The 14,023-nt window shown below is 60.5% G+C and carries 8 protein-coding genes; all 8 read right to left on the reverse strand.

Annotated features, from left to right (window positions below; all coding sequences use genetic code 11):
- Positions 1-24 precede the first annotated feature (24 nt).
- Entirely contained in the window at positions 25-1,824 is a 1,800-nt protein-coding gene (locus O3300_RS06620) for a hypothetical protein (protein ID WP_305052502.1), read from the reverse strand.
- Positions 1,825-2,679, reverse strand: coding sequence for a hypothetical protein (locus O3300_RS06625; RefSeq protein WP_305052503.1), 855 nt, complete (start codon positions 2,677-2,679; stop codon positions 1,825-1,827).
- Between the two features lie 183 nt (positions 2,680-2,862).
- Positions 2,863-4,695 (reverse strand): hypothetical protein, encoded by a 1,833-nt coding sequence (locus O3300_RS06630; protein WP_305052504.1) that lies wholly within the window; start codon positions 4,693-4,695, stop codon positions 2,863-2,865.
- The gene (locus O3300_RS06635) at positions 4,695-5,525 is read right to left on the reverse strand and encodes a hypothetical protein (protein ID WP_305052505.1); all 831 of its coding nucleotides are present in this window, start codon (positions 5,523-5,525) and stop codon (positions 4,695-4,697) included. Before O3300_RS06635 ends, O3300_RS06630 begins: the two co-directional genes overlap by 1 nt.
- A complete protein-coding gene (locus tag O3300_RS06640; RefSeq protein ID WP_305052506.1) occupies positions 5,522-6,010 on the reverse strand; it encodes a DUF4376 domain-containing protein in 489 nt (162 codons plus the stop codon). Before O3300_RS06640 ends, O3300_RS06635 begins: the two co-directional genes overlap by 4 nt.
- Entirely contained in the window at positions 6,010-7,938 is a 1,929-nt protein-coding gene (locus O3300_RS06645) for a hypothetical protein (RefSeq protein ID WP_305052507.1), read from the reverse strand. The genes O3300_RS06640 and O3300_RS06645 overlap by 1 nt, the downstream gene beginning before the upstream one ends.
- Positions 7,935-9,404, reverse strand: a complete 1,470-nt coding sequence (locus tag O3300_RS06650; protein ID WP_305052508.1) for a hypothetical protein — start codon at positions 9,402-9,404, stop codon at positions 7,935-7,937. The genes O3300_RS06645 and O3300_RS06650 overlap by 4 nt, the downstream gene beginning before the upstream one ends.
- A complete protein-coding gene (locus O3300_RS06655) occupies positions 9,401-13,975 on the reverse strand; it encodes a tape measure protein (RefSeq protein WP_305052509.1) in 4,575 nt (1,524 codons plus the stop codon). The genes O3300_RS06650 and O3300_RS06655 overlap by 4 nt, the downstream gene beginning before the upstream one ends.
- Positions 13,976-14,023 lie beyond the last annotated feature (48 nt).

The following is a 14,023-nucleotide window of genomic DNA, read 5'->3' on the forward strand; positions in this document are numbered from 1 at the left end:
GTTGGGATGTTACAAGCGCAATCTTTATGCCACTTTCACGATGACACGGGCGCGTCCATCATCTTCGATGGCGATGACCTTGCCGATGGCACGCATGTATTGCTGGAGCGTCATATCTTCCTCATTGATGGCAATGCCCGCAATGCCCTCGCCTTGCTGTACCGGCAAGATGAACTGTCCGGAAGTGGCTCCCAGGACGTTGCATGGCACCTGACCGGCGAAAGCGATGCGGTCGACCGTCTGGCGCAGCGCTTCGAGTGCTGCATCGAAGGCAAGCCCGGGAGCCTGCCGAACAGCCCACTCTTCATCCGTATCGCCTGCCAGCGGCACCTCGCGGTATACGGCAGCCTTGGCGGGAATCGCTGGCGTGAGCAGGGTCAGGCCATCGTAGACGGCTTCGACGGCCGGTTGCGCCTCGCTGACCAGCTGCGATTCGACGCTATCGGGTACACGCGTCACGGATGGCGGACGGGGACCGAGCCGCTGCGACCATTTGTCGCCACCCACCATGCAGGGATCGGTGGATTTCACGGCAAACGAGATGGCATCAACCCAGCGATCGGTAAGCTTGCCATCTGCGCCGATGCCAATCACCTGTCCTGCGACGACGATGCCGCATGCAGGAGACTTCAACATGTATTCGGCATAGTCGGCGCCACTGGCATTGATCGTGCCGGCGGCATTGATGCTGCGGCCGGTGGTCTGGAGGCCCACATACAGCACGGCGGTGCTCCCTGCCCATGATGCGGTACCGGCGCCAGCCAGTACCGCCAGGGTGGCCGTCGCCGGTTCGCCAGTGCGGCCCACGTACAGTATCTCCCCCGCCGGTATCGTATCCTTGTAAATCGTATGGAGATCACGCGCCGCCGCGCCCGTGGAAGCGGGGCCGCACCGCATATTGCCCGGCCACGCCACCTGGCCCGTGCCGGTAACGCCCAGCAAGGGTGCGGAGAGATTCCCGCTGCTTTCGTCATAAGCCCGCAGATTCATCTTGTAGCCTTGATAGTAAAGACTACCGGTTCCTGCGGAAGTTGACCAAAGGAAGCGACCGGGAAATGCAGCGCCGGCTATGCCGCCGACACCCAACGCGCCCACTTCGTAATATGTGTTGGGCAACAATGGATTGCCGCCGTTTGGCACCAGCAGGCTACTTTGCTGTCCGCCGCGTAGACCTACATGAATGGTTTTAGGGCCATTCAACGTCGAATTAGTCTGTAATTCGACGGCTCCCGGCCTTACTGTCATGGCTGGTGCGCCGCCAACGCTCAGCGCATATACTGCGATGGCATCCCACGAATCCTTGGGCAGCTCGGTACCAAGGAATTCCAGTTTTTGCTGAAACCACATATTTGAATCGATATAGCAGGACAGCGTGGAAAACTGCACCGCGCCCACATAAATGACGCCATCGCTGCCTATCTTTACTCCCTGGATATCGGCATGCTTGCCATCGCCGGTGCTATACCAGGAGCCGCGAATCTTGCCGTCATTATCACAGCGCAACAAAATCACCGTTTCGATGCCATTGGAAGAACCTTCGTAGGATGAATACGAGGTCGCGCCGGAAATCCGGATAGTGGCTTCGCCGCTCAAGGCGGCCACATTGAATTTGGCAATACGCCACCAGCCATTGCTTAGACCAACATTCTGTTGCTGACCAGGACCACGCACCGCCATGGTAATGAAGCTCGGCGTCGTGATCGGTCCCGACATGGTGCCGCCAGTTAAAGGCAGCGCGTTGTACGGTCCCGCCGCAAACGCCCGATCCATCTCATTCAATTTCTCGTTGACGTTGGGCATGCCGTCATAAAATTTGTCAGCCATTTAAATTCCTTCAATTTGTAGTGGTGCAGAATAAGTGTCAAAGTACGGCGTAGTTACCGCATCGCTATTGCTGGCTTTGCCATACAGCATGTAGTCCTGCTCCAGCAGCGGATCCGGGTTTTCCGGAAACAAACTGAACAGCATCGCCTTGCCCTTGCCGTTCTCGCGCAGGATGCGCATGAAGCGCGCGCGGTCCATCGAAGTCAGATGCGCCAGATTGATGCTCAGCTTGTCGCTGCTCGTGCCCAGCACGGTTTTCAGGTTGCCCGCACCCGTGCGGTAATTTTCACTGCTATCCTGCGTCTGCAACTGGGCGCCATACTCGGCGTTGTATTGCGGTGACCAGTAATTGCCCACCACCAGCCGCGAAATTTCCAGGTAGCCTTCCGGGCTTTGTGGCGCAGACACGTCGATCACTATCCGGCGCACGCGCACAGGGGCAAACCATGTCACGCCGTCGGAGCCGCCGCCGCACGGCCAGGTGTTTACACCGCCCCACTGATAGGCGTTCCAGCCGAGCGGCAGAACGCCCCAGGGATAGGAGCCATGCACGGCAGCCGGGCACGGGAAGATGCTGCCTGTGTCGAATACCGGCACGGCGTCGCCTGGCTGGGCATAGCCGCGCACGCGCATGCGCGCGCTGCTGGTCATGTTGGTGGAGATCAGCGCTACGCAGGCGATGGACTCCTGCGTCGGCCAGGTGGCGGTGATGGTCTGTGCAGTGCCGCTGGCGCGCAGCACGGCATTCTTGCTGTCGCGCTGCAGGTTGGCCGGACCCAGTTCGCCGGTTTGGCTCGATGCAGTCAGCACCGCGCGGTCAGCGGCGTTGTCGTAGATGATGCGAAGATTGCTCATGGCAGCAATGCCCCTTCCAGAATGAGGTAAGTGATTGGTGAAATAAACCCAGTGGCAACGCCGATAGGCTCGGTGTCGGCAAATTCCCAGCGCCGCTTCGACAGCATCGCCTCGACTATCTCGGTACTGGTGAAGGAAATAAAAAAACCCGCCGAAGCGGGTTTGAGAGGGATTACTGCCTGGTCACACGGCCTTGACCATCACATAAGCCCGGCCGTCCGGCTCGATCGAGATCACGCGGCCGACTGCATGCAGGTACTGCTTCATGCTGAGATCGTCCTCGTGCACGGCGATGCCCTTGATGCCGGCGCCGTCCTGCACCGGCACGATGTAGTCGCCCGGCAGCGTGCCCAACACGTTCACCGGCACGCGGCCGGCGATGGCGATGCGGTCGACCTTCTGACGCTCGACTTCCAGCGCCGCGTCGAAGGTGGCCATGGCCTCGGCGTCCTGCTGCACGGCGATGTTGTAGGCGGCCAGTGCGGCGGTGTAGGTGGCCTGCTTTTGGGCCCACTCGTCGTCGGTGTCGCCTGGTTCGGTTACCACGTCCTCATATTCCGGTGGGTTGGTGCCGGGCACGGGCTGCTGCGTGATCACGTCTTCGCGGCGCAGCGGTTGGCTTGGTGCTGGCCCTGCCTGGGGCGATGGGCGCGACCCTACGTCGTTGGCCCAGGAATCACCACCGACGAACGAGGGCGCTGTCGATTTGATCGAGAACATGACGGCATCGGACCATTGGTCGGTGACTTTATTGTCGGCGGTGATGCCGACTATTTGACCAGGGGCGATGATGCCACAAATTGAGCTTTTGAAAATGTATTCGGCATAGTCATTGCCCATTGTATTGACAGTGCCCTTGTTATTACTACTACGCCCAGTAATAGTATTAGCCATTACGATCATCGCCGCACCAGATGTATTGCCCCAATCACCGGAACACTTTCTAAACCCAACCGAAGTATTGATAGTAAAAATATCAGAATTTTGAACACCACCAAGATCAATGACATGTGTACCGCCAGTATCAGCCGATCCTGCCTTAAGTAATGGAATGTATACTGCACCTGTCCCAAGTACCGATATTAGATCATTACTCCAGTAATTTGACTCAGTGTCATATGCCTTTAGAGCCATCCTGTAACTGGTTTTGTACAGGTTGTTTGGTGTTCCATTGTTATTACCAGCGGATGTAAACCAGCTGAAACAGCCAGGGTAAGTAGTTCCTGCTACTCCACCAACTCCAATTCGTAAGCTATCGCGAGCCTGTGCGGCCGCCATACCAACGCCACCCGGAGATAAGAACGATGTAGTAATCGACCCGTCACCTACCGCAATCTGCTCACTAACTTGCAGCCCCTTGCCGTTAGTTGCGCCCTTCCACCGTGGTGCAATGTAAACCGGGTTTCCTGGCTGTGTTGCTGAATCGAATACTATTGTTCCAATTGGCGTCGAGTTAGTCTCAACAGGTACTGCATACGTTGTTGTATTTATCCCAGTCAAATCGAATGAAATAGTTGAAAATACACCACCATCAAAAAAGGCATAAACATCATGTTTTCCATCGGCGCGTCGCACAACCATAATCCGAGATTGCCAAATTACCGGACCTTCAATATGCCAGTCCACGTAGAAACCGCCTCGCACGCCCATAAATATGGTAAATGGGGTTGAGGTAGACGCCACCCAGAGATTATTGAATACGCCGCGAATAAGAAGATTCGCATATGCCCCTTCACCTTCTTCGTTAATTGTGGCGATAAGGAGCCAGCGAGTGGTCGCAGTTCCTTGCGATAAAAAGTTAAAGCCATACTTGGCAGTCGTTCCAGCACCGATAGGTGCGCCTGATCTGATAGGAATCGCAGGATCAAGCCATGCCGGATTCATATAGCCATTCGGCCCAGCGAGAGGCGACATGCCCACCTTTGGCGCATACGACGCCACCACGGCGCCCCGTCCAGCCAGTTCATTCAAGCGCTGGATCGTGTCTTTCTGGCCATAGTAAAAAAAATCGCTCATTACAACTCCTCAATTTCAATGTTGGTGGCATATGCCTGGAAAGATGGCGCGGTGATGGCGGCCAGGTTGGCCAGTCGCCCATACACCTGGTGCGCCTGCTCCAGCTCGACATCGTCGCTATCCGGATACAGGCTGACAAAAAGCGGGCGCGACAGGCCGTTGCCGCGCACGATGCGCCACAACTCGGCGCGGTCCAGCGGCGTCATGTGATCAAGCGCCAGCGACAGCTTGCGGTACATCACGCCCCGCTCCACCTTCTGTTCGCCTGCGCCGTTGCGGTACTGGCTGCTGGTATCGATTGGCGTGATACCGGCGCCATACGACGCGTTCTGCTCGGGGCTCCAGTAAGGGCCAGCTACCAGGCGCGCGGCCTCGATGTAGCCAGCAGGATTGTCGGGGTCGGCCAGGTCGATTACCAGCTTCCTGATGCTGCGCATCTGGAACCAGCAGCGGGCGTACGTACCGCCGCCGTAACTGTAGGCATTCAAGCCCAGCGGCAATGCGCCCCAGTCCCACATGCCCAGCCGCGCATACTCGCACGCTGGCATGAGGCCACTATCGATGGCAGGCGCAACATCGCCGGGCTCGATATAGCCGCGTGCGCGGATGGTCGCCCCTGGAGTCAGGTTGCAAAACGGCAGGGCCACGCCGCCGACAATTTCCGGTGACGGCCACGTTGCCGTGATAGTCAGCGCAGCGCCGGTTGAGCGCACTACCAGAGACTTTCCCTCGCGCTGCAGATTGGCCGGCCCCAAGGTGCCGGCCTGGCTCGATGCCGTCAACACTGCACGGTCGGCGGCGTTGTCATAGATAATGCGCAAGTTGCTCATGCATCCCCCTGCGCTGGCCAAACGATGGCGTCAAGCGCGTCAAACGAGGTGGCGGCGGCGATCTGCCCCCGCAAGTGAAGGGCGATAGCGAATGCCTCGGCAACGTGTGCCCCCAGCGCGGCGCCGACGCCAATCATGCCGGCAGCATCGAGCGTCAAATGGGTGTTATCCGACAGGGTCCAGTCGATGCTGTATGGCTGGCCGGCAGCCTGCGCCATCAAAGCCAGTTGCGTGGCCCCCACGATACGGTCCTTGTCCGCCTGGTACAAGACGCCATCGCACATGAAATCTGCGGTTTCAGCCAAGCTGCGTGCCGCCTTGATGCGCTCCCAAGTGCGCACTTTGACGCCATCGAGCGTTCTTGCATCTATCCACATGTCTGCCACCGCATCGTATTCGTGATGCTCGCTGGGTTGGGGCGGTATCGTGTTTCCTGTGCGCTCGTTTGTGTGAGTGCCGTCACTGTTAACGATGATGGTTTCCATTAAAAGTTCCTTGCGATCACAGTCGCCTGACATTGTTTAAGATAAAGCTTCCTCATGTCCGCAGCTCTGAGCGATGCATTGGTAGCGGAAACGCCGAACTGGACCGTGCCACCGACTCCAATATTCAACGTAAGCCCGTAGCCAGTCGCAGCAGGAGCATCGCCTCCCTGCCGTTCCTCAACACCACTCATCCACATCCACTCCCCGTCATTGACGCGGTACCAGATGCTCAGCTGATCGTCGACCACCGCTGTACAAATGATCGAGAAAAACACCGGACCGGAGCGAATACGGCGCGCGGCAGGCCACCCTGGCGCGTTGTGCTTGAACAGTACTTCCGGCGTGCTAAATACAGCCGCGGAATTGAGCGACGAAGCCTCGATGTATACCCCGGATGCGGACGACTGTAGCGAAACAGATGGAAACTCCGGCTCGAAAAACGCAGTTGCTTTGTCTGTTGTGCCGACTGATACGCGCGCCGACGAGAGGTCGCCGGAAAACGTACCCTTCACCGACATAAGTTCGCCTGAAAACTCGGCTTTTCCTTCATTGACGACCAGACCAGGCATTTCCACATACCCACTACTGGCGATCTGGACATAGCGACCGGTATGCAGGTTTCCAATCAAAAGCCCCTGCTCGCTCAGGTGAAAACCCATACCTCCATTGCTGGGCCAGGCGTAAGAATTGGTCGGATAGCCGGGCCCGCCGTGCAGCGTCGTGCCGTACAAATCGCCAGCAACCACACTCCCCAGGTTCGCCCTGATGGCGCCAAGCGTGTCGCCCACAATCGCCTTCGCCGCCACAGTCCCATCGACCAGCAAGCTGCCGTTCAACACCGTGCCCAGCACCATCCAGGCGCCATCAACGTAGAACTTCGTCACCGCATGCGTCGCGTCGTACAAGGTGACCACGTCGCGGTTGATCGGTGCGCCATAGCCTGCACGCCCCAGCTCGTACACGGCCGACGCATCCGACCAGGCCGAGTAGCCAGGTGCCGTCACCGTCACCGTGCCGCGCTGGCCGGGGGCGCCATCGGCGGCCAGGCGCGCAGCAGCGGCCCATTCGCCGGGAGCGATGTCATCGGTCGCCGTGCTTGAAACGGCCGTGGCGCCGGACATGAACAGATAGGCGCCGCCCGCCGACGGCACCTGGGTCGACCAGCCGTTGTTCAGTCCCGCCAATTTGCCCGTGGCAAACGTAAATGTGCAGACGGCCGTGGGCAGCGGCGGCGCAATATTGGTCGCGCCACGCTGATAGATGGGCACGGAAATCACGTTCAAACCGTCGACGCCATCCTTGGCCAGTTGCACCGCCGCCGCCCACTCATTGGCGGCGATCTTGTCCGTCGTATTGCGCGAACTGGCGGCTGCCACGCGCACGTACAGCGGCGCCGTGCCGGCCGGGATATTCTTCGACCAGCCATTGGCCAGGTCGTTGCCGGCCGGCGTCGTGATGGCCGCCGTGGCAAAGGTAAAGATCACGTCGCCCGGCGTATCGGCTGGCGCAGCGGCAGCACGCTTGTAAGCGAAGGCCTGGCCCGTGTTCAATCCCGCCAGGCCCGTCTCGCCGGCGGCGCCGTCGAAGACCTTGCTGACCATGTAATTGGCGAGGTAATCGACGCCGAATTCACGGATACGTGCCTGCACCAGCGCCGTATCGGTAGTCATGTTGGCAAAATCGACCGTGGCCACGTTGCCGTTCACCTGCAAGGCTGTGCCGGCGGATACGGAAAACACGATATCGCCCACCACATTGACCGGCTTGGCGGTAATGGCGATCGAGCCGGGTGCTCCCTCGCCGGCGCTATTGACGCGAAAGACGGGCGTGCTGGCGGACATCAGGATCGCCTTGCCATCGGCAACGGTACTGAAACGCTCTGCCGTTGCCTGCAGCAGCCTGTCGCGCTCCCCCACTATGGCGCTCATACGAGCACCCCCACCGTCACTCTGCCCGTCAGCCAGAAGCGCGACAGCATCACCACCACGCCCGGTACGCCACCCTGCAAGCCAAAGCGTTCAGCGCGCAGTTGTACGGGCTGTCCCAGTTCCAGCATCATCATCTCGGGTTCTCCATCGAATTCATAAATGGTGCGCGGCACCTTGTTCAAGGCCAGGCGCCGCTGCGCTTCCGCGCGGGCGTCGGCCCGAGTCTTGAGGCACGTATCGATCTGCACCGGGTCGTCGCTCAGGCGATAGCGTGCGCGCACCGCCTCGTCAACCACCGTCTCCGTCAGCCATTCCGTGGCGTACAAATCCGCATGCGCGGGCGGAATGCTGGTCGTCAGGGCGGCCTGCAGCGTGTAGTTGCGGTCGAAGCCGATCTTCACGGCCGCCGTCACGGGCACACGCTGCGCGGGACGCAGTGAGCGCTCGCGCATCTGTTCCGGAGCGATTTCCACCGGCACGCCGGCGGCCGGCAGCGCGATCTGCACCAGGCGCAGCTGGCCGGTGCGCGACATGATCGCCTGGGCGCCCACGCTGGCAGCCAGTTGCTGGATGGCCTGCGCCTGGTTCGTGCGGTCCGCAACATACAGTCCCACCGGTTGCGGGTGGGCCGCGTCGAAGGCGGCCAGGTTGTCCAGGTCCAGGTCGGCCAGGGTAAAACGGTCGGCCGCCTTGCCATAGGCGGTGGCGATGCGCTGCACCAGCGGGGCGATGCGCGGCGCGTAGCCGCCGCCCTTGTCACCCTGCACGCTGGCCGTGATCGTCGTGGAAAACGGATCGGTGGTCAGGTTGAAGCGGCCCGCCTGGTCATTCAAGGCCACGGCGATCGGCTTGCCGTTGGTGCGCACCTCGAAAGTCGATTCGACCGCGCCGAGAAAACCGTACTCCAGGGTGGCCGGATTGGTCAGCAAGGGCGCCACGTTGTGGCACTCGCCAAACGGTATCGGCAGGATGCTGTCCTTGTTCGACGTCGCCCCCCCCAGCTTGGCTTCGGAGATCGGCGTATTCAGGCGCTGCAGCTTATCGCGCAGTACCAGGTTGACCGACTCGCGCCCCGCACTGGCCACGTCGGCGATGATGCCGTCGAAGACCAGCTGGAAATCGGCGCGCGGCCACGATGCATCGCCGGCCCAGGCCTTGATCGGCCGGTTCATCCAGACGTCATCCAGCCAGCCATCGAGAGTCCCGTCGGCGTTATCGAGTTCGATGTCGCCGCCCGACAGGCCCGCCTCGCCGGACAGGCTGACCTGTTCCGTGAAGGCCAGACCGCCCTTGGCCAGCGGCTGGTACGCAGTATTTGCCGGCACCTCAACCGGCCCGGTGACGTAGGGCCGGGAGGAGATATACCGCGTCACCTCGCTGCCGTCCACATTCACCTGCGCCTCGATCAGCACCATGCGGATGGCCGACGAGCTTTGCAGCCATTCCTGAAATTGCGCATCGGTCATGCGTATTCTCCTTTCACTGCATTGGCCCAGGCGGATGCCCTGGACGATTTATCCACGCCATCGACCACCGTCCTGGCGGCGTTGGCGTTCGATTCAAAGGTAGCCTGGATGGTGGCGCCCGTCTGCGCCCGCTGGTCGGCGCGCAAGCCTTCCAATTCGGCTCGCATGGCCTGGTTGTCTTCGCGCAGGCCGCGGATTTCGGCGACCAGGACGTCGGAACCGACGTTCGCGGCCGACGAGTAGCGCACGGGGTCGAAGACGGCCGGCGCTTCCACCGCGGCTTCTCCGAAAGAGGTGGCGACAGACATGCCGGCAGCAGGCGCAAACCGCATGCCGCCCGTGATATCGGTCTGCCCGCCTGCCCGCAACGCCGCACCCAGCGCAGCGACCGCTTGCTCGATACCGACCGCCGTCTTGTTCAGGTTAATCAACTGCCCCACCTGCGTATCGAGTGCCGTCAGCTGCTTTTGCGCGTCATTCAACTGCGTGCCCGTGATCGCCGCCAGCGCAGCCAGTTCGGCCTGGACCCTGGCCGCATCGGCCGCATAGCTCGCGCTTGCAGCGTTCACGACCTGGCTCGCCGTCAAATACGCAGTGGCCGTACCTGTCAGCGCCGACTGTGCCGCAGCATCGCCCGTCTTCGCCTTCGCCAGCGTCTCTTCATACTGACGCTGCGCCTCGGCCATCTTCTGCATCGGCGTCAAGGTCGACAGGCTGCCCAACAACAGAGAATCCTTGAACGAGCGGATGCCGTCGCCAAACGATTTCAGGCGATCGATGGTGGACTTGAGGGCCGAAGACTCCGTTTCATAGGCACTGGCAATGTCCTGCCGCGCCTGCAACTGGTCATACAAGGCCAGGTTGGTGGCATCGACGGCAGTACGCTCCTTGGCACGCAATTGCGCCGAAGTCATCGTCATCTGGTCGAGCTTTTCCTGGATGCCCTTGCGCTCGTCGGCAATGCCCTGCTCCGATTTGGTCAAGTCTTCCGTCGCCGCATGCGTCTTCGCAAACGCATCGGCCAATGCCATCAGGCCCGCATACTGGTCGGCCCCCGTCTTGGTGGCCAATGCGCCGGAATTGACCAGTTGCAATACCGTATCCTTGAACTGCGCGCGCGTGGTCACGCTCGCATAGCCAAGGGCCGCCATCTGTTCCGTCACGTGTTTTTGCACGGGCGCCAGGCGCTCGGCTTCGGTCAGGTAGTTTTCGGCAAAGAATGCAGACCGATTGCCCAGTGCTTCAACGCCACCGGCAGCCTTGACCAACTGTTCACGTGCCGCCAGGGAGGCCACGCCAACGGCGCCGAATGCCTGCTGCGAGGTGCTGCCCAGGGTAGCCAGCACGCCATCAACGACAGCGTAGTGGCCTGCCAGGCGCTGCAGCGCAGCGCTCGCCGACTCGCCCTTCATGCTCAGTTGCGACAGCGATGGCACCAGTTCCTTTGCCATGGCATCACCGACGCCCGTAAAGAAATCGGCAATCGCTTTCTGGTTCGCCGCGTCGTCCTTGGTCATGACGATATTGAGCGACTGCGTGCGCGTGGCCAGGCTATCCGTGTTGACGCCCAAGGTGCTGGCGAAGGCGCCCGTCACCGCCTTCATCTGCGCATACGTATCGCCTAGCGATGCCGCCAGCTCGGCATCGACTTCAGAGCGGTCCGTACCTTTCTTATTCTTGCGGAAAAGGCCGCCTTTCTGGGTCCAGTTCGAATAGCTCTCGCCCGTAAAGCCATCGGCACCGAGGTTGCCCGAAATACCGGCACTGCTGACCTTTTTCTCGCCCATGCCGAACAGGCGGTTCGCTGCTCCGCCCAGCAAGCCGCCCACCAGCGCGCCCATCGCCGTACCCACCAAGGGAAAGACGACGGTTCCCAGTGCTGCGCCAACGGCCGTACCGGTATTGACCACACCATTGCGGCCATATTCGCCCGAAATCATCTTGCCGCCATATACTCCGCCCATGACGCCGGCGGCGACGCTTGCCGCCGCGCCCACACCGGTGGCGAGAGACCCATTGGCACTGACAAACGGAGAATAAGAATTACCTTGCAGCATGTTGATACCGCGCTGCACGCCATCGGCCACCGAGTTCCCAATACCGGAAAGTCCGCTGGACAGCGAATCGTAGATGCCCTTCGCCGAACTCAGGAGCGACTGGATGCCGCCACCGTTGGCCAAACTGCCCTGCGCCTGCGCCGCGCCCGGATTCAGGAACGAGGCAAAGCCGGCTGCGATGGGCGACATGATCGGTTGCAGCACGAGGTTGTTGAACATGCTCTTCAACTTGTCCCTGAACATGGTCGCCAGGTTCTTGCCGCCTTCGAAGCCGTTCATGAAGGCGTCAGTCAGCGACTTTTCGATGTCCTTGGCGCTGGCGGCCCAGTCATCGGAAGCCTTCTTGGCCGCCGCGGCAGACGCCTCCTTGGCGGCCAATTCTTCCGTCGCCGTCATGCTGCGCTGCTTGGCATCGATCAAGGCATTCAAATACTCGATCTGCGCCGCATTTTCCTTGCCCACCGCCAGCGCGGCGCGCTGTTCCTTCAGCAGCGCCATTTCGTTTTGCGCGATGGCGGTCTTGCTCATGCCATACACCGCCACCAGCTTTTCGCCAGCCTCGGCTTCCTTGACGGCATCGGCGACGGCCTGCGTCCGTGTATCGGACAGCGCTTTCGCGTCTGCCAGCGCCTGCTCGGTCACAGCCTTGGCTTGCTTGCCCACCTCGATCTCATCGACGCGGGCCTGAAGCACCTTACGCGCAACCTCGAATCCCGCCTGCTCCGACGCAGTCAGTTTTTTCGTCTGACTCTCGCGGAGTTCCTTCAACTGAAAATCGAACTTTTGCGCCTCGTTCATCTCGGCATAACCGGCAGCTTCGCGCTTCAGGTCGCGGGCCTTGCCGTGCATCTCTTTCATCATGGATTCGAAAGGCGTGGGCGGAGCGGGAAGCGCCGGCATGCCTGTAGCGGACCCGTTCTTCGGTTTGCCGGGCGCTTCTTGCTGCTCAAGCTGCTTGAGCTTGCCGTGCACCATATCCAGTTCGCCCTGCAGCCTTGCCAGGTTGCTGTCCACCCCGGCCTTGTCCAGGGACTGGTATTTTCCCGTGCGATTGCGCACGGCATCCATTTCCGTCGAAATCTCCAGCATGCGTTCGCCAGCCGGGGTATTCAGTCCTTTCTCCGAAACGCCCAGCTTTGCCAGCTCATTGCGCTTTGCAAGCTGGACCATCTGCTTGTCGAGTTCAGCAACGATTTCCTTGGTGCTCTTGCGCATGGGTTCTACGGCTTTCTCCGCATTGTCCTTCGACGAACTCCCCCACATATTCCAGGCAGTAACACCTAACCCTACGACAGTCACCAGCAAACCGATATACCCACCCATGAATGCCAGGGCCCCTTTCAGTACCCCTGCAGCGACCGATGCGGCGCGCGTTGCTGCCGTTTGCGCCACCAATGCAGCGGCATGGGCTTCGGCGGCAACTGTGGCACGGGCCTGGGCTGGGATCAGACCATTGGTGGTCAGCGCCAGCGCCACGTCGGCCTGGCTGGCGCGTATCGTCGCTTGTAATTCAGCAACACGTGCGGTCGCCAGTGCGGAGGTGGCGGCGGTCGCCGTCACGTCGGCATTCGCCGCCGCCAGGGTGGATGCCAGCAAGGCCCGGTTGGCCGTGACCTTGCTATACGTAGCCATGACGACGCCGGCAGCCCAGGAACCAAATTTCGCGGTGGTCAGCGTTTCGAGCACGCCAACGACCAGGGTCAGGTTATTCGACAGAAATTCGAGGCCGCTCGTCATCAGGCGCACGGCGCCGGTCGACTCCGCCTGTCTCGCCGTGAACTCCATCACGTTATTGCTCAGGACTGTAAAGCTGCCACCGATGGTTTCGAACTGCACAGCTTCCTTGCGCAACTCGCCCAGCGCGTTCGGCAGTGCGACGGCCATCACGTCGGCAGTGATCAATCCTGCGCCGGCAAGCCCGGCGAGCGCTTCCTTCGACACGCCCAGGCCGGCGGCCATGGCCGCCATGACTTCGGGGGCAGCCTGGCTGATATCGTTAAATTGCTGGCTGCTCAATGCGCCATCGGCGAAGGCGCTGGACAGCCCCTTGAAGGCGGTGGCGGAATCGGCCGCCGAGGCGCCGCTGATCTTGACGCCAAGATTGAGCGCCTCGGTGATGCCGGCCACTTCGGCCTGGTTGATACCCAGTTTCTTGGTCGCATCGTTCATTTGGGCATACAACCCTGCCGTGGCGGCAAGGTCCGTCTGCCCCGAGGCGGCAATGCGCTTGACATTGTCGTACGCCTCGCCATATTCCTGTGTGGTGCTGGTCGACATGCGCAGTTGCGCTGTCAGTTTCGTATATTCATCAGACAGTTTGACGATCTGGCCGATATTGTTGGAAATACCCAGGTTGGAGAGTATCTCCGTGTATTTTTTCGTGACATCTTCGAGTTTGAAAGTCGACTTGGCAGCCCGCTCGCTGGCCTCGCGCATGCGTTCCAGGTCATCTGCCGCGATACGCACATTGAGCGTATCGATGCGTATCTGTAATGTTTCAATTTCAACGGTCATAATTTACCCATAAAAAAAGCCACCGCAAAGGTGACCATGCAATCGAGG

Origin of the sequence: Janthinobacterium sp. SUN206, from assembly GCF_030587305.1 — a bacterium.
GTDB lineage: Bacteria > Pseudomonadota > Gammaproteobacteria > Burkholderiales > Burkholderiaceae_D > Janthinobacterium > Janthinobacterium kumbetense.